Consider the following 21,224-nt stretch of genomic DNA (forward strand, 5'->3'; position numbering starts at 1 on the left):
CTTTTTTAGGAGCAATGAAGAATGTCGATGGCTGATCGTGATGGCCTTATCTGGCTCGATGGTGAAATGGTTCCCTGGCGGGATGCCAAAACCCACGTGTTGACCCACACCCTGCATTACGGTCTTGGCTGTTTTGAAGGTGTGCGAGCCTATAGCACAGACAACGGCCCCGCCATTTTTCGTCTCAATGAACACACTGACCGGCTGTTCCGCTCCGCGCATATTCTGAACATGAAGATGCCGTTCAGCAAAGATGAGCTCAATGAGGCTCAGAGGGCGTCTGTCCGGGAGAACAAGCTGGACGAAGCCTACCTGCGTCCAATGGTTTTTCTGGGCTCCGAGGGTATGGGGCTTCGCGCCGATAACCTGAAGGTACACGTGATGGTCGCAGCCTGGAGCTGGCCGTCCTACATGTCTCCGGAAGCCAAGGAACTGGGTATCAAGGTTCGCACCTCGTCCTATACCCGCCACCACGTGAACATCACGATGTGTAAGGCCAAGGCCAATGGTAACTACATCAACTCGATGCTGGCCCTGAACGAGGCGATATCCGGTGGCGCAGAGGAAGCCCTGTTGCTCGATAATGAGGGCTATGTCGCCGAAGGTTCCGGGGAAAATATTTTCATTGTGCGGGACGGTGTGCTCCACACCCCCGAGCTGACCTCCTGCCTGGAAGGTATTACCCGGGCGACCATCATCACCTTTGCAAAAGAACTGGGTCTGGAGGTGCGTGAGCGCCGTATTACGCGGGATGAAGTCTACATCGCGGAAGAGGCCTTCTTTACCGGGACCGCCGCTGAAGTCCTGCCTATCCGGGAGCTTGATGGCCGGGTGATCGGTGCTGGCAAGCGTGGACCGGTTACCGAAAAGCTCCAGGCCATGTACTTCGATGCGGTCAAAGGCAAATCAGCAAAGCACGCCAACTGGCTGACACCGGTCCGGGACTGATCCCTTCGCAACTCGTCAGGCTGCCGGCAATCCGGCCGCCTGACTCAGCTTCCATTTACTCAACCTGCAGGAAATCCGACATGGCAGATGTGATTAAAGTGCCGGTGTCCTTCGGCGAAGTCCTGGACAAGATTACGATTCTGGAAATCAAATCCGAGCGCATCAAAGACGAAGCCAAGCTGAAGAACGTTCGGCTGGAGCTGGATGAACTGAGTGAGACCTGGAATGAGGCGGTCAAGGACCCGGCGGCCATCGCCGAGCTTCGTGATCAGTTGAAGTCCGTGAATGAGGCGCTGTGGGAAATTGAGGACGATATCCGTGACCAGGAGGCCGCGCAGGATTTCGGTCCCCGGTTTATCGAGTTGGCCAGGGCGGTCTATGTCACCAATGACAAGCGTGCGGCGATCAAGAAAGAGGTCAACCTGGCGCTTGGTTCCCGGTTTGTGGAAGAAAAATCTTACAAGGATTATCAGTCCGGTCAGTAAGCCTGCCGGTCGCCTCTCCGGGCCCTCTGGCCTGGCGAGGCGGTCTTCAGAAAATCCTGTTGTTCCTCCCGCCTCAGTTAGCCTCCGTACAAATCAAAACCGTTTGACCGATACCAGCGTCGGTTTTTCCGGCAGCGCCACCACTTTTTCAGATGGGAGACCGACCCGTATGCTCGGATATAGTCTGCGACGCCGGGTTTTGGCCTGGGGGAGGGGCCGAGAAGCTGGTCTGCATATCGGTCATACTCGTCGGCCAGTGGATGGAATCGGACTTTTCTCCAGGGCTTGTCCCAGCCAATATAATGAATGACCTTGGGATTCAGATTGGCAGATTTGACCTCCTCGGGTGAAAAGGCGTCCGTCTGATCGCTCTGGCGGTAGAGGCCGGTCTGGTGATTCCATTTCAGGGGAAGATGCTTCCAGCTCTCATGAAGGATTCCGTTGAGGGCGCACTGGTCATTGGTGCTGATGCGGTGGGGGTTTTCCTGCTTGAACCGGAGGACCTGGTCGGAAATGCCGTTTTCTCGCCAGTAATCCAGGTTCAGTAGCAGGACGCCTGAGTTGAAATACTCCGACTGCGGAATGCCCAGTTTCTTGTAGGTATGGCCCGAGATATTTTCCACCGCCGCAACGCCAAAGCCGGTCAGATCGGTGGCAGCCAGCTCCAGAATGTCCCCACGGACAATGATGTCGCAATCCAGGTACACCACCTTTTTCACGGATTCGTCGAACAGCTCGGGGATCGCGATACGGTAATACGCCGAGGATGTGATGTGCTTCAGTGTCGGCAAATGCTCGAAGCGCTTCTTGTCCACGTTGATAAACTCGATGCCCCGGCCTCCGGCATGAACAATTTCCTCGTTCATCCGTTCACGGGTCTGCTCTGGAATGCCCCCGTCGATACAGAAAAGCTGGACTCTTTCCGGGTCGGAGCAGTTACGAAGCAGTGATGTGAACATCACGGTCAGATGCATCGCATAGTTCTGGTCCGAGCTTGCGACGACAGGGATAACACCCTCGGCCACGGACCGGCCTGTCTGATGGGACTGGTTCATGATTTCCCCTGAAATCGATCGGCAAGTTGCTGGCGACGTGCATGAAATTTCCAATGCCTGCGCAAAGCAAACAGGAAACGCAGCCGGGTATTAAAGTCTGCGTCCGGGTAGGGTTGTCCTGCCCAGGGGGTCTGTGCAAGCACCTTCCTGTAGCAGGATTTGAACGGATGAAAGCAATACAGCTTCCAGGGTTTCATTTTGCCGGTGAAATGAACAATGGCCGGTTCAAGCATGGCCGATTGCATCTCATCAACGGAGTAGCTGCAGCCTTCCTGGTATTTGACGATGACCTTATAGATGTCGGATTGCTGGTTCCACTTCAAGGGCAGACGGAGCCAGTCGCCCTGAAGTACGGCATTCAGACTGCATTGATCGACAAAACGGAGCCCAGCCGCATTCTCCCGAGCATAATCCGTGACCTGCCGGTGCAGACGACGTTGCCGCCACTGGTTCAGGTCCATGACCAACACACCGGAGTTGAAATATTCCGTCCGATCCACGCCGATATCCTGACATGCCTTGGGTGACAGGTTCTCGACAGCGCCGGTCGAGTTGCCTTGCAAATCGATCGTCCAGAGTTCCATCAGGCTCTGGAGTACCAGCGTGTCGGAATCGATATAGATGATTTTATCGATCGACTCGGGAATGTATTCCGGCAGATTGATCCGCTGATACACCGCCTCACCGTAACGGAGTGTTGGAAGACCCTCATAGAGAGAAGCGTCCGGCGTGTAAGTGGTCAATCGGGCGCCCATGGCCTCAAGCATCGTGCGGAGCGTGTCAACGCTTTCGTCGCGGATACTGCAATTGATCAGGTGGAAATGAAGCGTCGCCCCGGGCGTGGCCTGAATCGCTGAATGCATCATGACGCCTGCGTAGGCGACGTAATTCTCGTCGCAGCAGGCGGCAACGTGGATTTCAGTGCTCATGAGCTTTCTCCGTCACCCTTGAGGAAAGATAAAAGGTATAGATGAAGCCGACAATCAGGGCGTTCATGTACTGGCCGGTAGAGTAAATGATATAGGATTCAAACATATTGATGACTAGCCAGAAGCCGAAGTAGCTAAAGGCAAAGACGAAAACGTCGAGTGGCATGTTGCCCGTGCGGAAGCATCGCCACGTGGCGATACCAATCCATACTATAAGGGCACATAGAAGTCCGGTACCAATCAGTCCATGTGCGTAGAGCGTCTCGAAATAGCTGTTATGGAGATGGCCGAAGCCCTTGAACCAGCGGTCGAAAAAGTTGGATTGATCAATCTTGTCATCCACTGTGCCTGCGCCCCAGCCTGCCAGCGGGCGCTCTGAGATCCAGCCCAGTGCTACGCGCCAGGAGTACAGGCGAACACCGCTGCTGGTTTTGGGATTACCATGTTCCGAAGGTGGTGCCAGAAAATCCTCGAGGTTGATCTCGGAAGCATTGACCCGGTGTTCGACAGTTTTCAACGAATGCAGGGCGACAAAAATGGCCGTGAGGACAATAACGAGGCCAACAGCCGAGCCCAAAAGCACTTTTGGATTCCAGTGTCGCTTTCGCACCTGGCTGGCAAGGAGAATGACCAGTATTACGATGGAAGCGACGAGCCCCAGCCATACCGCACGGGTCTGGGCGGCCAGCGTGCCTTCGAAAGCGAGCGTAATGGATGCCAGTAGCGGCAGGGCGAGTAATGCGAATCCGACCGGTGATCTGGCACGCATCAGGAATCGGGGCGCGAAACAGATCAGCGCCAGCAGGCTTGAGCCAAAAAACAGGCCGGTGTGCTGGGCATTGTGGATGCCGAAGTCGACACGTCGGCCAGCCAGCGCCCGTTGCCATTCATGGGCATCGAAGTTGAGCCCCAGGTACACCAGCAGCCCCGCCCATCCAATCAGAAGCAGCTGCCAGGCCCGATTGATCGGCTGGAGTGCCAGCCCCGTCGCCAGAATAATCACCATGAAAGGCTTCAGATAGTAGCGCATGTCCCGGGTGTTGGGCTCGAGGTCCACGGGCAATGACAGTGCATACCAGGCCCGGGCGCCTGCCAGGAAAACCGTAAACAGCAGCATGATCCGGAACACCGGATCCCGGACCAGCACCTGGCGAATCGGGGAATGGCGATTGCCCAGGGCCAGGAGGCCGAGAAAAAGCAACACCAACAGGGATTCGGAAATCTGGGCTACCCGCAGAAAGGGAAGGAACGAGAACCCGTATAACGCCACCAGGAGGGCGTAGGTTCTCGCATAGACCTTGTGATCTGACAGAAAGGAACTGAGCTGTGATGGCACCGGCTTAACCAGAGTTTTGATCATGAGTCTGCGCGGTCCTCAAACCACTTGTCGAGCATCCGGCAAACATCCTCCACGGTAATCATTTCCATGGCGCCTTCAAACTCAGCCTTGGCGCCCCATCTGGATTGCGCCACGGATTTCCCGGTGAATTTCTCCAGGGCTTCCGGGTAGCGGTTCACACACCACTTCAGGGAATTGTAAGGGCCGGACCGGTAGGGGTTGCTGGCGGCAAAAAGACCAAGGACATCGGTGCCCATGGCACTGGCAATGTGGGCAGGTCCGGTATCGGGCGCGAGCACGAGATCCGCGTGCTGTAATAAGGCGGCAAGTTGCTTGAGCGTGTCTTTCCCACAGATGTTGTGGGCTCTTTCCGTCATGGCGGATTCAATGGCCGAGCAATAGTCCAGTTCAAAAGGGGCGGGGCTGCCGACCAGCAGGACCCGCATGCCATAGGTGCGTATCGCATAATCGGCCAGTTGTGCATATCGTTCCGCCGGCCAGTTGCGCAGCCGATGGCTGGCACAGGGGCTGATAACCAGGTTGCGGCAATCGTCCGACAGATGCTGGCGGGCGAAGGCATGGTCCGAATCACTCAGAGGGATGGTCCAGCGCGGTGGTGCAGCCGTCAGACCCAGCGGTTCGAGAAAGCTGGCCAGACAATCCCGGACATGCTGTTCGGGCGCCGGCGCGATGCGCCGGTTGATGAACAGCCCATGCAGGTCCTTGCTGCGTGCCTGGTCATAACCGATACGGATATCGGCGGGTATACAGGCGGCGGCCAGGTTGGCGCGAAAGGCAACCTGCATGTGAAGCAGGGCGTCGAAGCGGCGGTCTTTCATGGCCCGGCGCAGGTCCAGGTACCCCTGTCGACCGGCTTTCTTGTCGAGAACGATAAACTCGACGCCAGCCAGGTCACCGATGAGTTTTGCTTCCAGCTTGCCGATGACCCAGGTGATGTTCACCCCCGGCATCTGCTCCTGGAGACTCAGAACAACCGGGATAACATGAGTGACGTCGCCTATTGCCGACAGGCGAAGAATGCAGATGGACTTCATCGAGTTTTGATCCGTCAGCGGTATGCAAAGCGCTTTATGGAGCTTTACCGGTAATCGTTGATAAACTGGCGCGCATTCTATCGCAATTGACGTTCAAGATCTCCTGGGGATCTGTGACTGAACGTTGCGCCCCACAAGAGGTTGGAGGACATGTCCGGGTCGGAAATCTGTTTACGCGACGGTGTGGAGGTGATGCTGATTCACCCCGCGTACAAGGACCGCGTCGAGGCCCGCTGGTTTCATCCCGGCTTCTGGGGCGCGCGCGCCCGTCCGGTGGATAGCGGCGGGCGGGGCAGTGCCTGGTTTATCAGTGACGACGACGTGTCGGCGGTGCTCCGGGAATACCGCCGTGGCGGTTTGATCGCCAGGCTGTCCGAAAAAAACTATGTCTTCACGACCGAGTCGCGGGTCCGGTCGTTTGCAGAATTCCGCCTGCTCAACCGAATGGTTGGCATGGGCTTGCCGGTGCCGCGGCCGGTTGCGGCGATGTATAGAAAGATAAACCCGCTCCGCTACGAGGCCGCGATCATTGTTGAACGACTGGAGAATACAAAGCCGCTGGCGGACCTGGTGAGTTCACTGGATGATGAGGATTGGTACCGCGTGGGACGGACCGTTCGACAGTTCCACGACGCTGGCATTCAGCACGCAGATCTGAACTGTTTCAATATCCTGCTAAGGGGCGGCGAGGCTTTCCTGATTGATTTTGATCGTGGACGCCTGGTCGGTGACAGTGCGCCGGGGGCTGGATGGAAGAAGACTAACCTGGACCGGCTTCACCGATCCCTGTCCAAAGTGTCGGGAGATGCTGATGGCGACTCCCTGAGAAGATCCTGGCAGGCCTTTATGCGGGGCTACCAGTCGCCTCTGTCGACGCCGGGTGCTGCATAGGCCGCTGCGGTTTCGATATGACCGCTTATTTTTATCGAACTGGAAACATTAACCGGAGTTCCCCTTTGAGCAACAGCGAAGCCAATCCGTCTCTTCCTGCGATCCTCTGCCTGACAGATTCCTGCGACAGGCCTGAAACCGAGCTTTTCATCGGTTTGAAAAAAGCGGGCTTTGATGTCGATGTCATGTGCAATCCCAAGGGCAGGAACTATCAGCGCCTGGTGGACGAAGGCATGGTGGCGCAGCCAATGGCGCTCAAAGGCCGGTTCGACAAGGAAGGTACCGAAGCCATCCGCACACAGCTGGACCGCAAGCGTTACCAGGTTATTCACGCGTTCAATCCACGGGCACTGGCGTGCGGGCTCCGCGCCTCCCGGGGAAAGGATATCCGCGTCGTTGCCTACCGGGGCGTCATCGGCAACATCAGTTTTCTGAATCCTGAATCCTGGATCACCTTTCTGCATCCACGGGTAAGCAAGATCGTATGCGTCGCCGATGCGATCAAGGATTACCTGGCAAGCGTTCGTTTCCTCTGGTTGCGAATTCCCGCTCATCGACTCCAGCGCATCTACAAGGGGCACGACCTGAGCTGGTATCAGGAATCTCCCGCGGACCTGGGGCAATTCGGCGTGCCCGAAGGCGCATTTGTGGTTTGCTGTACCGGCCGGAACCGGCCGCGCAAAGGGTTTGATGTACTGGTTGAAGCGTTTGACCGGCTTCCCTCCGATGTGAATGTCCACCTGGTGCTGGTTGGTGACGTGGATAAAAATGCGGAGCTCGGCGAGCAGGTCGCCAAAACCGGCCACCCTGATCGCGTGCACTTCACCGGCTATCGGACCGATGCACCGGCGATTGCCGCAGCGAGTGACGTGTTCGTGCTACCGTCGACCGAGCGGGAGGGTCTCCCGCGGGCCGTGATCGAAGCAATGGCCTATGGCACTGCACCTGTTGTGACGGATGTGGGGGGCATGCCGGAACTGGTTCAGGACGGTGTCAGCGGTCTGGTGGTTCCGCCGAAGGATTCCGCTGTCCTGGCTGAAGCGATCGAACGCCTGTATCGGGACCCGGAGCTGCTGGGTCGCATGGGGCAAGCTTCCCGGGAACGCATCGCAACCGACTTCAACACAGCGGTCACCGTGGCCGAGACCGGCGAGCTCTACCGGTCACTGGTGGGCGAGCATCCATAAATGCGACGCTACCTGTTTTTCGTCAATCAATCCTATTCGTACGCCATCCTGCGTCCGCTGCAGGCGGAGATCCGGGCGCGAGGGGACGAGGCCGCCTGGTTCATCGCCGGTTGCAGGGCGGAGCCCCTGAGGCCAAACGAACGGCGGTTGGAAACGGTTGAGGACGTTATGGCCTACCGGGCAGACGCGACGTTTGTGCCTGGTGACTGGGTGCCCCCGTTTTTTCCCGGGCTGAAGGTGAAGGTCTTTCACGGCTTTCCCATCAATAAACGCGCCATGGATCCGGCCAGGCAATCCCACTACCGTATCCGTGGCTGGTTCGATCTCTACTGCACCATGTCGGATCAGGATACAGAGCGATTCGGGGCACTTGCCCGCGAACATCCTCATTTTGTGGTCCGCAAGACCGGTTGGCCCAAACTGGACGCGGTGATCCGGCCTGAAAAGAGCCTGGGAAAAGGGCAGGTGTTTTCTGGTACGGCCCGGCCAGTGCTTTTCTACGCATCCACCTTTACCCGGGATGTGTCGTCCGCGCCGGAACTGGTGGATACAATCCGCGCGCTACGGGATTCCGGTGAGTGGAACATTATCGTCACCCTGCATCCGAAGATGGCGGAGGATACGGTTTCCCGGTATCGGGAATTGGCGAACGACCAGCTGGTGTTCCTGGAGAGTACCGAGGATTTCGTGCCTTATATGAGGCTCGCGGACGTGATGCTCTGTGATACCTCGTCCATCATGTTCGAGTTCATGGCGCTGGACATTCCGGTGGTGACATACCGGACCCGGATACCCGGGCCACAGGTGCTGGATGTTCAGGCGCCGGAGGCCGTACCCGGCGCATTGAAAAAGGCTCTGGAGCGGGACCCGGAACGGATCGCCCATATGCGGGACTTTTTCGCCTCGCTTCACGCGTTTTCGGACGGTCGTTCGTCCGTTCGGGTCATGGATGCGGTCGAGGATGTGCTCGATCACCCGCCGGCACTTCGCCCAAAACCCAGGAATCTGTTGCGGAAACTCAAGATCCGGCAGCGCCTCAAACGTGAACTCAAGAAACAGGCAGCGCTGGATAATCCTCCTGCATGAGCCGGGTGGGCTCCTTTCACTCCCGGGCCTTGCGTTTCTCCGTCCGGCGCAGGGTCCAGAGCCCGGCATATTTGTTGAACGAACCCTGGGAGTAGGTCACTGCGACCAGGAATCCGACCGGTCCGTCCAGAAACCCGAAGCGGATGAAATAGACCTGGATGAACGTCATCAGCCCCCGGAAGGTCGGATAGAGCAGTGTGCGGGTGGTCTTGCCCTTCCGGTATTTTTCCTGTGAGCCCAGCCAGGCGTATTTGGCGCTCTTCTCCAGCGCGTGGCCAAAATCCCGGTGGGTGTAGTGGGTTAGACGGCCCCGCAGCGTTTTTACGGTGCGGCCCTCGGGGATCAGGATCTTTTCATGCACCATGGCGTCGGAAAAGCGGACACCCTCGCGTCTGAACAGCCTCAGAGGGGCGCGGCCACTGCGCCCGAAATCGAGACGGGTGCCGTACAGGGTGACGGCCCACGGCAGCTTGTAGGCATCCGCATCCGGTTCGGCCAGGTGGTGATTGATTTCCCGCGCCAGCCCGGGGGTCACCCGCTCATCGGCATCGATCGAAAGTACCCAGTCGCCGGTGGCCTTCTCCAGGGCGCGCTGTTTCTGGACACCGAAGCCGGGCCAGTCAGTCACCTCCACGACATCGGCATATTGACGGGCTATATCGACTGTGCGGTCGGTGCTGCCGCTGTCGAGGACAATGATTTCATCCGCTACCTGGCGCGCCGACTGAAGGCAGTCGGCAATATGTGCTTCTTCGTTTTTGGTGATGACGGTTGCCGTGACCTTCACGTTTCGATCCAGAAAGCAGGAAAGGTCGAGTTCCCTGAAAAAGCTGGCTGAGATTGCGGCAAGGGTCAGCAGGTAAAAGCCCGCCAAGGGCGCTTCCTCGAAGGTGGCGCTGGTCAGGCCGAAAAGCAGGTAGCCGGTAGCGACCATTGTGCCGGCGACAGCCAAGGCCACCGTTGGCTGGTGACGACTGGACAGCTGTCTGGCAAACGTTACCAGAGGGATGAGAATCAGGAAGGCCCAGCCAAGAAGGCCGGCAAAGCCAAGGGCCTTTCCTTGATCAAGTACCCTGTTGATAACCGGGGCGCTGCAGCAGCCGAAGACCAATGCGATACCCGATGCGGCCACAACAAGAGCCACTACCACAAGCCTGAAAGGCCCTGTTACCAGCGGCAGCAGCAGGACAAGCAGGAGTGGCAGCGCGAACAGGATGTCAGATGCTCCGGTAAACATTGAAGCGGTGACGGCACAGGCTCCCGTGACCAAGAGTACGGTCGCCAACAGACGGGCTTTCTCGGTGAAAAAGAAACAACCTCCAGCCAGCGCCAGAGTTCCGGACAGCAGGGCGATCTTGCCGGTCGGGCCATCGGTAACCAATCCGACAGCGAACAATATCGTGACGACCGCCGACATCGCCCCCAATGCAATGAAAACGCCTTTTGCCCGTATACCCGCATAACTCAGTGCAATGACTAGAGGCCAGAAGAGAATGAAGCCGGCCTGTGTGATCCAGGTCCCGAAGGTCTCGACGTTGAACCCTTCCCTGGCCCAGGAGTAAGTGGAGACAACGACAAAGAACCAGAAGGCGAAATGCAGCAGGCGAAGCTCTTTGGGAATCTCCCAGCCGAAGTGAGTCGGGACTTTTTTCGCCATGAGAACGAGTCCACCAGCGGCCAGAAGCCCCATACCGATCGTCAGAATGTAAGGGGATACGAGCACACCGCCGAGGCTGACGACCAGCAAGGCGGTGAGGAGGGGGGCGGACGGCTTCATGGGCAATTCCATCGTTTTTCGGGATGTCGGGTCGATTCGGACTCGGTCAGCATACCCTGTCAGGGTTATAGGGATTGATCTCACCGGGCGGTCGATGCCGCATACGCTTGTATTCCCATTGATACTGTTCCGGGGACAGGCGAACCACTTTTTCTACAGACCGGTTGAGAGCTGTTGCGGCCTGAACCGGATCCGGATCCCCGAGCCCGGTTTCCGCCTCGGTAACGACAATACGGAAACCTTTGCGATCGGGCAGTCGCTCGGCATAGGTGACCAGGGCGTTGGCGCCGGTTTTCTGGATCAGTTTGCCGACCAGTGTCATGGTTTTCACTTCCATGCCGAAGAACGGCGCGAAGGCGTTGGTTTTTCCCCTTGGTGACTGGTCCGGGAGAATTCCAGCGACACCACCTTCCCTGAGGATGGCCATCAGCCGGGTCAGCCCTCGCCGGTCACCGCGGACGAGCTCGGAACCCAGTCGGCCACGGACCCGGATCATGTAGTCCTCGAATTCGGGTAAGTGGGGCGGGCTGTATAGAGCGGCCATCTTGTAACGTGACGAGAAGAAGAGCCCCGCAAGCTCCCAGTTACCGAGGTGAGGGGCCAGGAGCACGAGCCCTTTACCCGTCTCCAGCGCCTGGTCGATCAACTCCAGCCCCCGGGTTTCCTTTACAAGCCCCAGGCACTTTTCCACGGGCCATTCCCACATCAGGGGAATCTCCAGGGCGGTCATGCCCGTCTGCGCCATTGATGCCCGGGATAGCCGGTGCTGCTCTTCCGGTGACAGTTCCGGCAGACAGATGGCAATGTTGGTATCCGTGACCTGGCGGGACTTGGTCGGCAGGCGCCAGGCCAGTAGTCCCAGCCATTTGCCCAGCCACTGGGCCACGCCCAGGGGGAGGGAACCGGCCAACCGGAGCAGGCCGGCAATCAGGAAAGACTTCAGCTTGCTCATGTGCGACCGTACCGATCCTCGTACCGGACAATGTCGTCCTCGCCCAGATAGGAGCCGGACTGTACCTCGATCAGTTCGAGATCGATGACACCGGGATTCTCAAGCGAGTGAACCTGGCCCACCGGAATGTAGGTGGACTGGTTTTCGGTCACCAGGTAGCTTTTCTCTCCGTTGGTGACTCGCGCGGTGCCACTGACGACGATCCAGTGCTCGGCCCGATGGTGGTGCATCTGCACAGACAGCTTGGCTCCGGGTTTGACGGTAATCCGTTTCACCTGGTAGCGGGCGCCACTGTCGATGGAGTCATAGACGCCCCAGGGGCGATACACTTCGCGATGGTTCATGTGTTCGTGGCGACCATCGCTGCGAATCGTCTCCACCACCTTTTTGACATCCTGAACCTTGTCCTTGTGCGCCACCAGCAACGCGTCCTTGGTCTCGATGATCACCAGGTTTTCCACGCCAACGGTTGCGACCAGGCGGCTGTCAGCGCGGACCAGGGTGTTGGCCGTGTCCTGGGCGATGACATCGCCGGTGAAACTGTTGCCCTGGCTGTCTTTTTCATTGACTTCCCAGAGCGCGGACCAGGAGCCTATGTCGCTCCAGCCGGCATCCAGGGAAATGACAGCGGCGTTGCTGGTTTTTTCCATCACGGCATAGTCGACGGAGTCCTCGGGACAGTCGGCAAAGATGTCCGCGTTGATGCGAATGAAATGCAGGTCCTGGGCTGCATCGTCGGATGCTGCCTGACAGATCGCGAGGATATCGGGCCGATGCTTTTCGAGTTCTGCAAGGTAGCGACGGGCTCCGAACAGAAACATGCCACTGTTCCAGAGATAGTCGCCGGAATCCAGATAGCCCTGAGCCGTTTCCTGGTCCGGTTTCTCGACGAAACGGTCGACCGTATGTGCCTCGGGTGCCAGTTCCTTGCCCCGGTGGATATAGCCGTAGCCCGTCTCAGGATGGCTCGGAACGATGCCGAAGGTCACAAGCTTGCCCTGTTCCGCCAGAGGCACGGCTTTGTGGATGCCTTGCTGAAACGCCTCGACATCCTGGATCAGGTGATCGGCCGCGAGCACGAGCATCAGAGGGTCATCCGCGTCCTCCGGTAAATCCCGGACCAGCTGAATAGCCGCGAGGGCAATGGCCGGGGCGGTGTTCCGGCCACAGGGCTCCAGGATAATTCGGGTTTCTTCATGGCCGGACTGGCGCATCTGTTCTGCGGCCAGGAACCGGTGTTCCTCGTTGCAGATCAGCAATGGCTCGGCTGAATCGAGACCCTCCAGGCGGGCAACGGTCATCTGCAGCATCGAGAGCCGGCTGTCGGTGAGTCTGAGGAACTGTTTGGGGTTCAGCTGCCTCGACAGGGGCCAGAGGCGTGAGCCGGTACCGCCGGCCATAATGACGGGGTGTATCATGGAGTTGCTCCGGGCGTTGGATGGGTCCAGCATCGGTCTGTTCATTGGCCGGGAATTCTAACACAGGCGCTCGGGGACAACAGTTTGCCATCGGCATGAATCATCGGGAAATGGCTGCAAATGACCAGAAAACTACCGCTATCGGTTTACTACATCACGCTGAATGAGGAAGAACGCTTGCCGGAATCCCTGGCGTCGGTCCGGGGCTGGGTGGATGAGATCATTGTGGTCGATTCCGGCAGTTCGGATTGCACGGTCGACATCGCAGAGCAATTCGGTGCGCGGGTCGTGTACCGCGAATGGGAGGGCTTTGCCAGTCAGAAAGCGTATGCCGCAAGTCTCTGCCGGAATGACTGGGTTCTGGACCTGGACGCCGATGAGGTGCTTTCCGATGAGCTCGCAGCCAATATCCGGTCGCTGTTTTCCCGTCCGGTTTCGTCGGACATTGCGGGCTTCCGCATGCGTTGGGTCCTGTCGCAGCCGGACCCGAGGCATCCGTTCCGGCATGACAAGACCAAAAAAATACTCCGTTTGTACAATCGCAAGAAAGCAGTGATCAATGCAGTGGCCGATAGTAACGATGATCGCCCGAAGGTGTTGGACGGGGAGGTTCGGGACCTCAAAGGCGACGTTTTGCACCGTACCCTCATTTCTCTCGAACAGATGGAGAAAAAGTATTGTCAGTTGTCCAGCGAGCAGGCCCGCTTCCTGGAAGCCACGGGACGTCATATTTCATCCGGTCGGCTGTTCGTCGAGTTTCCGTTGAAATTTCTCAAGTACTACCTGCTCCACCGTCAGATCCTCAACGGCTGGTTTGGTTTGAGTGTTTCGATAACCGCCGCAAACAGGAATTTCATGAGGCTCGCCAAAGCGAAGGAACGACAGATGCTGGCGGAATTTGCACGTCAGGACCGGGCCTCGGAGGTGTCCGTTCCGCCGGATCAGGCCGCAAGATAGGCTTCGAGAGTGGCCTCCGCCATGGCCCGTGCGGTCAGGTTTGCACGGGCAAAGACAAAGGCTTTCTGCTCCTGGGCCCTGAGCTCCTCCAGACTGCTGAATGCGCTGACGATGCACTCGGCGAGGGCGGGATGACTGTGATCCCTGGCAATGGCTTTTGGGGGAAGGAGTTCCGTGCAACCGGAAACGGGTGTCGAGACCACGGGACACTGCTCCAGCAGGGCCTCCACAAGGACGTAGGGAAACCCCTCCCTTTCCGAGCTGATCACCGTCAGGTCAGCAAGCCCGTAAGCTCCCGAGAGGCTGCCTCGCGCCCCTGCGAGTGTGATCGCGCTGGTGAGCGCTCGTTCCCGGATCAGGCTCCCGAGCCGGTCTTTCTGGGATCCTTCGCCGAAAATAGTCAGGTGTGCAGTTGGAAAACGCTCCAGCACGTTTTGCCAGGCGAGAATCAACGATTCAAATCCTTTGACCGGCTCCAGTCGCCCTGCGGCAATGGCGTTCAGGTGCCCGGATGACCAGTTCGGTGGCCAGAAACCGGGTGGCAGGGACCTATCGCCAGACCATTCTGTGCCATTGAAGACGAGAAACCGGTGAGGGTGGGAGAGGTTGTCATAGAGGGACTGGCTGACGGCAATGACCTTGTCCAGACGGCGAAAGGGCGCATCCGTGGATTTGCTGCCGTGCAGGGTTCCCACGGTCTGGCAATTTGCCGGCAGGCGCAGTCGGCCCAGGATATCGGCGGCCTTGCTGCCCTGGGCATGGGCGACATCCGGTGCAATTTGTTCGAGGATTCGCCGTATCCGGTGGCGTAACCAGGGATTTCTTCGGCCCAGATTGATGGGGACCGGATGAAATGTCAGGTCCTCTGCAAACCGGGGACGGTAGGATTCGTGGGCCAGTACGTGAATCTCGTGGCCGAGAGTGCTGAGGGCGGCGGCCAGTTCGGCGGTATGTTTCTCCATGCCGCCCCAGCCGGTTCCGGGCGTCCCCAGGATCATCGCCACCTTCATTCCGACAGTTTCCGGTCCAGGATATTCCGATAGATCGCCAGTGTGGCACCGACCTGGGCGTCCAGTTGGAAACGTTCCGGAATCTTGATGTCGCGGCGAGGGCGGCTGAGCAGCTCCGATACACGGATTGCGAATTCGTGATGGTCGTCAGGGCGGACCAGCCCTTCCTGAAAGCAGGCCTGCAAGGTCTCCGCAGCGCCGCCTCGCTCATAGGCGACCACCGGCGTGCCCGAGGCGAGGGCTTCGGTGACGGTGCGACCGAACGGTTCGGGTTTGGTGGACATATGACAGACGACATCGGCCAGCAGATACAGGTTGTGCATGTCGTTGCGCTGACCAAGAAAGGTGATCTTGTCTGTCAGTCCCAGCCGGCTCCGCTCCCGCTCCAACTCTTCCAGGAAACGTTCCTTGCCGGGTTCTGCGCCACCGACGATGATGCCGTGGCAGTCCGGACGATCCTGGACCAGCCGCTGCATCATCGCCAGGAAGTCGAGTTGGCCTTTCCAGCGTGAAATCCGGCCGGGCATCATGATGATGCGTTTGTCTTCGAGTTGCGGAAAACGTGATAACAACTGCTGCAGCCACTGGGTATTCAGGTTCCGATTGTGGAAGGCTGCCAGGTCGACGCCCCTCTGAATCACGGTGAGTCTGTTTTCCGGCACCCGAAAGTGTTCGAGAACATATTCCCGAACGCAGTTGGAGACGGCAATGATGTGGTCGGCGCGCGTCATGATTGCGCTGTAGGGATTGACCGAGTACATGCCGTGGAACGTTGAGACGATTCCGGGGCGCTCGGCCGGAGCAATGCTTCTTAGGGCCAGGTAAACGATCCAGGCAGGCATGCGGGAGCGGACGTGCACGATGTCGGGCTTCAGGTCCAGAAGCAGTCTCCGCATTGGCAGGATTTGCCCGAACGAGGCCGGTGATTTGCGATGGATCGGCATGTGAATGTGGGTCGAGCCCTGGCCCCGGATCTGTTCGGCAAGCGGTCCTCCGTTTGAAACCACGAAGGATTCATGGCCCTGACGGATCAGCTCCGCCGAAAACTCGACCGTGCCCCGTTCGACTCCGCCACTGTGCAACGCCGGTAGCGCTTGAAGAATTCTCACCTTGTTGTCGATCCTGCCTTGTTCATTTGTGCCCGGGGTTCCAGAAACGCTTTATCACCCAGCGCGCAGCCCGGTCAGCCTCCCAGAGTTTGCTGTCGTGGCGCAACCGCGCTGACATCACGGCCGGATGGTCGCGCCAATGGGCGATCCGTCCCCGTTCCGCCAGACGGGCGATGCCGAGTGCAACCCGGCTGTGCCCCTTCGATGGTAACTCGAGCAGGCCGGTTGGTACCCCCGAGGTGACGGCCTCACAGACCATCGACATGCTGTCGGGGGTCACCCATGCAGCTCTTGATGCCGACAGTTGATGCGCCAGCCAGTTTTCGTGGGTTTGATCGGAGCTGACCACGGTGACCCTGGGTGCCGCTAACTCCGCCAGTCGCTGACGAAGATCGGCCGGCGTACGTCGGGAGTCGCTGATTGTCCAGCGCCAGTCGGGATAGCTTGCCGGCAGCTGGCTCAACTGACTGGCGATAGCGTCGCTGTCCCAATGGAAGTGTGGGGACGGACCGCCGATCAGAACCAGGGCTTCATGTTTTGTTGTCAGTTTGGCCAGGGGCGTGATGCTGTTGATAACCCCTTCCGAGACCAGGACCCGGTCTGAGGCACTGACGTCATCATGCTCCGGAATGATCGCTGCATCGACCCAATTGAGCGGAAACGAGGGTTTCATGAGCACCAGGGTCTTGCTGTTGCGAACACGCCGCAATGCCAGAATCAGGCGGTGTGTGCCTGTGCCTGCGGCGACAATCAGGTCGGGATCGGGTAGGTCGGGCAACGCCGGAGGGGCACCAAGCAGTACCCGCCAGAGTGGCGTTGAAATCTCCCGGGCATCCAGCCAGTGGAGGCTGGCCCCGGCAAGAACCCGCAGTCGATTGCCCAGCCCCTTCAGTTGATTGCGATGACCGGGTTTGCCGTCGGTAATCAGCCACACCACAGGTGTGTGTTGATCCTCCATGCCAGCGTTTGCTCCTATTTGCGTCCGTAGAAGCCAGGATCCTGCCTGTCAGGCCGTGTCTTGAAGCGGCGATGCATCCAGAGGTACTGATCCGGCGCCTTGCGTATCTCCTGCTCGATGATGTGGTTGATCCGCGTGGCATCCTCAAGATCGTCGCCACTGGGAAAGTTGTCCAGCGGAGGATGAAAATAGATGTCGTAGCCGGGCTTGTCATCCCGCCTGAAATGGCTGAACGGAACCACCTTGCAGTGGCTGCGTTCGGCAATCCTGGATGTTGCCGTAATGGTTCCTGCGGGGATCCCGAAAAAGGGCGCAAACACGATATCCTTGCGCCCGTAATCCTGGTCTGTGGCATACCAGACCGCGCGGTTCTTTCTAAGGCTGCGGAACAATCCCCGTAGATCCCTGGCGCCCAGGACGGTCCCATATCGACGCCCACGGGCCCGGGTCATGACCGCGTTCATGAGGGGGTTGTTATGGTCCCGTTGCATGACGTCTGCCTCGATATATTCGGTCACCAGGCTGCCGCCCAGATCGAGAGTGCTGTAATGGCCCCCCAGCAGCAGAACCCCATTGCCAGCCTCCAGCGCCTTCTCAAAATGCTCGATGCCGTGGATTTCGGTGATTCCGGTCAGCTTTGCCGGATTCCGGAACCAGGCGATGCCCAGCTCCATCACGCCGATGCCGTTGGCAATGAAGGACTTCCTGACCAGCGCTGCCTGCTGTTGTGCATTCAGTTCGGGGAAGCATAGCCGGATGTTGACTTCCGTAATGTGACGCCGACTTCCAGCGAGTCTCCAGGCCAGCAATCCAATCATCTTTCCCAGCCACCATTGCAGACGGATGGGCAGCTGGGCTACCAGCCACATGCACGCTACGGCAATCCAGGTTGGCCACCAGCGAGGATGCCGGTAGGCCGAATAGTCCGTATTTCGGGGCAGTTTTCGGTACTTCTGCTTCAAAATCGTTCAACTCTGCGTCGACAAATGCGGGTTCTCGGGGCAGTATTCGGGTCCCGACGGATAGTCGGTATGATAACGTACTGTTTTGTCTGGAGTCCCGTGTGCTTCAATTTATCTATTCCCAGCTGATCCGATTTTTGCTGCCGTTTGCTCTGATCCGGCTGTGGTGGCAGGGACGTGAGGCGCCGGACCTTCACCGTAACTGGCGCCACCGTCTGGGTTATGTGCCTGCTACGGCTGGCACGGTCATCTGGGTGCATGCCGTATCCGTCGGTGAAACCATCGCCGCGGCGCCCTTGATACGCCGGCTTCTTGTGCGCAATCCTTCGGCTTCCATTCTGCTGACCGCCATGACCGACACCGGCCTCTCCCAGGCCCGGAAGATGTTCGGAAACCGGATCCAGTATGCTTATGCCCCCTACGATACCCCGGGTTCAATCCGGCGCTTCCTGGACCGGGTCCGTCCCCGGATTCTTGTCATCATGGAAACCGAGATCTGGCCCAACATGATTCGCCAGAGCCGCTCCAGGGATATTCCGGTATTTCTGATCAACGCGCGCTTGTCCGAGCGCTCTGCTCGCGGGTATGAGCGGGTGGGTCGGCTGGTCGCGCCTATTGTCAAAAGCATCAGTTGGGTCGCCGCCCAGGCCGAGCCGGATGCCGAACGGTTTCGTCGGATCGGTGTGGCTCCAGTCAATGTGGAAGTGACAGGCAGCGTGAAATTCGATGTGGATATTCCGGAGGACATCCGCCGGCAGGCACGGGAACTGAAAAATCGCCTGGGCGCGCGGCCGATCTGGATAGGGGGGAGTACCCACGCCGGCGAGGACGCTCAGTTGCTGACGGCCCATGAGCAGGTGCTGGCCGTGCATCCCGATGCCTTATTGATACTGGTCCCTCGTCATCCGGAGCGGTTCGAACCCGTGGCAGGTAAAGTCCACGCTCGCGGGCTTACCCTGGCTCGTCGCTCATCTGGCGAGGATCCTGCATCGGCTCAGGTGTATCTGGGGGATACGATGGGGGAACTGATGATGCTCTATGGTGCAAGCGATATCGCCTTTGTGGGCGGTTCCCTGATTGAGCGCGGTGGGCACAACCCTCTGGAACCCGCCGGTTGGGGCATTCCGGTGTTCTCCGGAAAGCACGTTTTCAATTTTGAGACGATCTACGATCGGTTACTGGAAGGGGCTGGTGTCAGCTTTGTGGGCAGTGCTGAAGAGCTGGCAGCCTCCCTTGTTTATCTTTTCAGCCAGCCCACGGCGCGCCTGGAAACGGGGCGGAAGGCACTGAATGTGGTGAACCAGAACCGGGGGGCGCTGGAGCGCGTCGTGGACGGGATTATCGATCGGCTGTAACTGGCATCGGCCACGGGGTGGTCGATGCCAGTTAACCGTTACTGGGTGGGATCCTGAAGCGTTTTCTGTTCGTTGGCGAGTGCCTCGATGCCCGGGGCAGTTTCACTTAACCAGTTGTTCAGGTCCACCAGATCCTGTGGGCTGAGGGTGCCTGCGGCCTGCTTTAGCTGAAGGCTGTTGATCACATAGTCGTAACGCGCATTGGCATAGTCACGCAGCGCCACGTAGTAGGCCCGCTCGGCGTCCAGGACTTCGACGATATTGCGTGTCCCGACTTCGTACCCGGCACGCGTTGCATCCAGGGCGCTCCGACGGGAAATAATCGTCTGGGCGAGCGCAGATGCGGTTTCGATGTTGTTGTTAACGGTGAGGAACAGGCTGCGGGTGTTGACGCGAACATCCCTGCGCACCGTGTTCAACTGTTGTTCGGCAACGTTGACGAGTGAACGCTGCTGGCGGACACCGGCCTGTGTTCCACCGCCGGTGTAGAGGGGAACGTTCAGTTCCACGCCGATCACACCCTGTGTGCCTTCAAACTGTTGCGGGCTGCCGCCGTAGATCTGGGTATCGCCGTAGGAGGCCGTCAGGTTGACGGTCGGGTAGTGTCCGGCCTTGGCCACCTTGAGATTTGCCTCACTGGCATTCAGTTGGTAGAGCGAGGACTGAATGGACCAGTTCTGCGCCAGTGCGGTGGTTTCCCAGGCTGACGGATCCATGGGTTCCGGGCGGTCCAGGGGGAACTTGCGCTGCAGGTTATCCAGGCCTTCGGGATACTCGCCAGTCAGTCGTGCAAGCCGTTCACGGGCCACGTTCAACTGGTTCTCGGCAGCAATGCGCTGGCTTTTGCTGTCGTCGTAGCTGGCGCGAGCCTCGTACACGGCCGTGATGGCGATCAGCCCCACGTCGAAACGTTCCTGCGCCTGCTCGTACTGGCGCTGGATGGCGGCTTCTGTAGCGCGTGCAGTGGTGACGGTATCCTGAGCCCGAAGCACGTTGAAGTAAGCCGCGGCAACATCAAGGATGAGTTGCTGCTGGGCGAGGTTGTATTGAGCGCGGGCGGACTCGGTCTGGAACTTGCTCGCATCGTAGCTGAACCAGGAATCGGCCCGGAACAGAGGCTGTGTGAGTTGCACTCCGTAACTGGTCGACTTGTAGCTCTCGTCCTGGATCTCGCCGTCAATATCGGTATGTTTGGCATCTGCAGAGGCGCCGATCTGTGGCAGCAATGCGCTCTTGCTGACGTCACTGGCGGCCTTCTGGGCCTCGTAGCTGGCCTGTGCAGCGGCAATGCCAGAGTCGTAGGACAGGGCTTTCTTGTAGGTTTCCATCAGGTCCATGGCCAGCACGGGCTGCGCTGCCATGAGGCCGATCAATCCGGAAAGCAGTCGTTTTTTCATTGGTTCTCCTGAATACCTGTGCTCAAAGGCGTCGATCCGGGACGCTTGATGACGGCTGTTCGCTGCCGGAGCGGCTGTCTGTCTGCGTTTGGTTGGCCATTATGGACAATAATTGCCCCTGGCTCTACACTTGCAAAGGTCACACATTCAGTGTGCGAACGAGAATTCACTCGCGTCTTGACGGGGTGCTGGTTTCCTCCATCACGGGAAACCGGCTGAGATTGCATCGCAGAACCCGCAACCTGATCCGGATAATGCCGGCGTAGGGATTAAGACACGACGATAACCAGCGCCATTTGTATCCCGGCCTCGTCTATCGTCCCGACACTCCGTCATACGCGACCCGAACCCTTC

19 protein-coding genes and 1 riboswitch are annotated in these 21,224 nt (G+C 58.7%); of the genes, 7 read left to right on the top strand and 12 right to left on the bottom strand.

Annotated features, from left to right (window positions below; genetic code table 11):
- Positions 1 to 21 precede the first annotated feature (21 nt).
- Together MSNKSG1_RS18010 and MSNKSG1_RS18015 are read left to right on the top strand one after the other, a co-directional pair.
- Positions 22 to 948, top strand: coding sequence for a branched-chain amino acid transaminase (locus tag MSNKSG1_RS18010; RefSeq protein WP_008940728.1), 927 nt, complete (start codon positions 22 to 24; stop codon positions 946 to 948).
- An 80-nt stretch (positions 949 to 1,028) separates the two neighbouring features.
- Positions 1,029 to 1,433 carry a DUF6165 family protein gene (locus MSNKSG1_RS18015; protein WP_008940729.1) on the top strand — a complete coding sequence of 135 codons (405 nt, stop codon included), beginning with the start codon at positions 1,029 to 1,031 and terminating at the stop codon, positions 1,431 to 1,433.
- 77 nt (positions 1,434 to 1,510) lie between these two features.
- On the opposite strand, the gene MSNKSG1_RS18020 is transcribed toward MSNKSG1_RS18015, so the two are convergent.
- Genes MSNKSG1_RS18020 through MSNKSG1_RS18035 form a run of 4 tightly spaced genes read right to left on the bottom strand, consistent with a single transcriptional unit; the run spans position 1,511 to position 5,811 of the window.
- Positions 1,511 to 2,488, bottom strand: a complete 978-nt coding sequence (locus MSNKSG1_RS18020; RefSeq protein ID WP_008940730.1) for a glycosyltransferase family 8 protein — start codon at positions 2,486 to 2,488, stop codon at positions 1,511 to 1,513.
- The gene (locus MSNKSG1_RS18025) at positions 2,485 to 3,417 is read right to left on the bottom strand and encodes a glycosyltransferase family 8 protein (protein ID WP_008940731.1); all 933 of its coding nucleotides are present in this window, start codon (positions 3,415 to 3,417) and stop codon (positions 2,485 to 2,487) included. The genes MSNKSG1_RS18020 and MSNKSG1_RS18025 overlap by 4 nt, the downstream gene beginning before the upstream one ends.
- Positions 3,407 to 4,777 (bottom strand): O-antigen ligase family protein, encoded by a 1,371-nt coding sequence (locus MSNKSG1_RS19620; protein WP_008940732.1) that lies wholly within the window; start codon positions 4,775 to 4,777, stop codon positions 3,407 to 3,409. Before MSNKSG1_RS19620 ends, MSNKSG1_RS18025 begins: the two co-directional genes overlap by 11 nt.
- Positions 4,774 to 5,811, bottom strand: a complete 1,038-nt coding sequence (locus MSNKSG1_RS18035; protein WP_008940733.1) for a glycosyltransferase family 9 protein — start codon at positions 5,809 to 5,811, stop codon at positions 4,774 to 4,776. Before MSNKSG1_RS18035 ends, MSNKSG1_RS19620 begins: the two co-directional genes overlap by 4 nt.
- A gap of 150 nt (positions 5,812 to 5,961) precedes the next feature.
- Between MSNKSG1_RS18035 and MSNKSG1_RS18040 the strand changes: the two genes are divergently transcribed.
- The 3 genes from MSNKSG1_RS18040 to MSNKSG1_RS18050 all read left to right on the top strand — a co-directional run bounded on the left by MSNKSG1_RS18040 (position 5,962) and on the right by MSNKSG1_RS18050 (position 8,975).
- Complete coding sequence (locus MSNKSG1_RS18040; RefSeq protein ID WP_008940734.1) at positions 5,962 to 6,702, top strand: 3-deoxy-D-manno-octulosonic acid kinase; 741 nt, start codon at positions 5,962 to 5,964, stop codon at positions 6,700 to 6,702.
- Between the two features lie 65 nt (positions 6,703 to 6,767).
- Positions 6,768 to 7,889: a glycosyltransferase family 4 protein gene (locus MSNKSG1_RS18045; protein ID WP_008940735.1), complete on the top strand. Its 1,122-nt coding sequence runs from the start codon at positions 6,768 to 6,770 to the stop codon at positions 7,887 to 7,889.
- Positions 7,890 to 8,975 (top strand): CDP-glycerol glycerophosphotransferase family protein, encoded by a 1,086-nt coding sequence (locus MSNKSG1_RS18050; RefSeq protein ID WP_008940736.1) that lies wholly within the window; start codon positions 7,890 to 7,892, stop codon positions 8,973 to 8,975.
- 16 nt (positions 8,976 to 8,991) lie between these two features.
- Here the strand turns inward: MSNKSG1_RS18050 and MSNKSG1_RS18055 are convergent, their stop codons facing one another.
- The 3 genes from MSNKSG1_RS18055 to MSNKSG1_RS18065 are packed head-to-tail and all read right to left on the bottom strand — an operon-like array spanning position 8,992 to position 13,122.
- Positions 8,992 to 10,752 (bottom strand): glycosyltransferase family 2 protein, encoded by a 1,761-nt coding sequence (locus MSNKSG1_RS18055; RefSeq protein ID WP_008940737.1) that lies wholly within the window; start codon positions 10,750 to 10,752, stop codon positions 8,992 to 8,994.
- A gap of 46 nt (positions 10,753 to 10,798) precedes the next feature.
- Positions 10,799 to 11,704 carry a lysophospholipid acyltransferase family protein gene (locus MSNKSG1_RS18060; protein WP_008940738.1) on the bottom strand — a complete coding sequence of 302 codons (906 nt, stop codon included), beginning with the start codon at positions 11,702 to 11,704 and terminating at the stop codon, positions 10,799 to 10,801.
- On the bottom strand, positions 11,701 to 13,122 hold the full coding sequence (locus MSNKSG1_RS18065; protein WP_008940739.1) for a mannose-1-phosphate guanylyltransferase/mannose-6-phosphate isomerase: 1,422 nt from the start codon (positions 13,120 to 13,122) through the stop codon (positions 11,701 to 11,703). The genes MSNKSG1_RS18060 and MSNKSG1_RS18065 overlap by 4 nt, the downstream gene beginning before the upstream one ends.
- Positions 13,123 to 13,242: 120 nt before the next feature.
- Between MSNKSG1_RS18065 and MSNKSG1_RS18070 the strand changes: the two genes are divergently transcribed.
- Positions 13,243 to 14,079 carry a glycosyltransferase family 2 protein gene (locus tag MSNKSG1_RS18070; protein WP_008940740.1) on the top strand — a complete coding sequence of 279 codons (837 nt, stop codon included), beginning with the start codon at positions 13,243 to 13,245 and terminating at the stop codon, positions 14,077 to 14,079.
- Here the strand turns inward: MSNKSG1_RS18070 and MSNKSG1_RS18075 are convergent.
- The 4 genes from MSNKSG1_RS18075 to lpxL are packed head-to-tail and all read right to left on the bottom strand — an operon-like array spanning position 14,064 to position 18,118.
- Complete coding sequence (locus MSNKSG1_RS18075) at positions 14,064 to 15,089, bottom strand: glycosyltransferase family 4 protein (protein ID WP_008940741.1); 1,026 nt, start codon at positions 15,087 to 15,089, stop codon at positions 14,064 to 14,066. The genes MSNKSG1_RS18070 and MSNKSG1_RS18075 overlap by 16 nt on opposite strands.
- Complete coding sequence (locus MSNKSG1_RS18080) at positions 15,086 to 16,198, bottom strand: glycosyltransferase family 4 protein (protein ID WP_008940742.1); 1,113 nt, start codon at positions 16,196 to 16,198, stop codon at positions 15,086 to 15,088. The genes MSNKSG1_RS18075 and MSNKSG1_RS18080 overlap by 4 nt, the downstream gene beginning before the upstream one ends.
- A gap of 22 nt (positions 16,199 to 16,220) precedes the next feature.
- The gene (locus MSNKSG1_RS18085) at positions 16,221 to 17,156 is read right to left on the bottom strand and encodes a mitochondrial fission ELM1 family protein (RefSeq protein ID WP_008940743.1); all 936 of its coding nucleotides are present in this window, start codon (positions 17,154 to 17,156) and stop codon (positions 16,221 to 16,223) included.
- Positions 17,157 to 17,170: 14 nt separating this feature from the next.
- Positions 17,171 to 18,118: an LpxL/LpxP family Kdo(2)-lipid IV(A) lauroyl/palmitoleoyl acyltransferase gene (lpxL, locus tag MSNKSG1_RS18090; RefSeq protein ID WP_083871166.1), complete on the bottom strand. Its 948-nt coding sequence runs from the start codon at positions 18,116 to 18,118 to the stop codon at positions 17,171 to 17,173.
- Positions 18,119 to 18,219: 101 nt separating this feature from the next.
- Between lpxL and waaA the strand changes: the two genes are divergently transcribed.
- On the top strand, positions 18,220 to 19,473 hold the full coding sequence (gene waaA / locus MSNKSG1_RS18095) for a lipid IV(A) 3-deoxy-D-manno-octulosonic acid transferase (protein WP_008940745.1): 1,254 nt from the start codon (positions 18,220 to 18,222) through the stop codon (positions 19,471 to 19,473).
- 38 nt (positions 19,474 to 19,511) lie between these two features.
- On the opposite strand, the gene MSNKSG1_RS18100 is transcribed toward waaA, so the two are convergent.
- The gene (locus MSNKSG1_RS18100) at positions 19,512 to 20,870 is read right to left on the bottom strand and encodes a TolC family outer membrane protein (RefSeq protein ID WP_008940746.1); all 1,359 of its coding nucleotides are present in this window, start codon (positions 20,868 to 20,870) and stop codon (positions 19,512 to 19,514) included.
- A gap of 171 nt (positions 20,871 to 21,041) precedes the next feature.
- A riboswitch (TPP riboswitch) is annotated at positions 21,042 to 21,156 on the top strand.
- Positions 21,157 to 21,224 lie beyond the last annotated feature (68 nt).

This window comes from Marinobacter santoriniensis NKSG1 (assembly GCF_000347775.1).
In the GTDB taxonomy this organism is placed as follows: domain Bacteria; phylum Pseudomonadota; class Gammaproteobacteria; order Pseudomonadales; family Oleiphilaceae; genus Marinobacter; species Marinobacter santoriniensis.

Coding starts and splice junctions, on each gene's coding strand:
- MSNKSG1_RS18010 (WP_008940728.1), top strand. CDS start 22: ATGTCGATGGCTGATCGTGATGGCCTTATCTGGCTCGATGGTGAAATG.
- MSNKSG1_RS18015 (WP_008940729.1), top strand. CDS start 1,029: ATGGCAGATGTGATTAAAGTGCCGGTGTCCTTCGGCGAAGTCCTGGAC.
- MSNKSG1_RS18050 (WP_008940736.1), top strand. CDS start 7,890: ATGCGACGCTACCTGTTTTTCGTCAATCAATCCTATTCGTACGCCATC.
- MSNKSG1_RS18055 (WP_008940737.1), bottom strand. CDS start 10,752: ATGAAGCCGTCCGCCCCCCTCCTCACCGCCTTGCTGGTCGTCAGCCTC.
- MSNKSG1_RS18065 (WP_008940739.1), bottom strand. CDS start 13,122: ATGATACACCCCGTCATTATGGCCGGCGGTACCGGCTCACGCCTCTGG.
- MSNKSG1_RS18100 (WP_008940746.1), bottom strand. CDS start 20,870: ATGAAAAAACGACTGCTTTCCGGATTGATCGGCCTCATGGCAGCGCAG.
- MSNKSG1_RS18025 (WP_008940731.1), bottom strand. CDS start 3,417: ATGAGCACTGAAATCCACGTTGCCGCCTGCTGCGACGAGAATTACGTC.
- MSNKSG1_RS18075 (WP_008940741.1), bottom strand. CDS start 15,089: ATGAAGGTGGCGATGATCCTGGGGACGCCCGGAACCGGCTGGGGCGGC.
- MSNKSG1_RS18035 (WP_008940733.1), bottom strand. CDS start 5,811: ATGAAGTCCATCTGCATTCTTCGCCTGTCGGCAATAGGCGACGTCACT.
- MSNKSG1_RS18020 (WP_008940730.1), bottom strand. CDS start 2,488: ATGAACCAGTCCCATCAGACAGGCCGGTCCGTGGCCGAGGGTGTTATC.
- MSNKSG1_RS18040 (WP_008940734.1), top strand. CDS start 5,962: ATGTCCGGGTCGGAAATCTGTTTACGCGACGGTGTGGAGGTGATGCTG.
- MSNKSG1_RS19620 (WP_008940732.1), bottom strand. CDS start 4,777: ATGATCAAAACTCTGGTTAAGCCGGTGCCATCACAGCTCAGTTCCTTT.
- MSNKSG1_RS18085 (WP_008940743.1), bottom strand. CDS start 17,156: ATGGAGGATCAACACACACCTGTGGTGTGGCTGATTACCGACGGCAAA.
- MSNKSG1_RS18070 (WP_008940740.1), top strand. CDS start 13,243: ATGACCAGAAAACTACCGCTATCGGTTTACTACATCACGCTGAATGAG.
- MSNKSG1_RS18060 (WP_008940738.1), bottom strand. CDS start 11,704: ATGAGCAAGCTGAAGTCTTTCCTGATTGCCGGCCTGCTCCGGTTGGCC.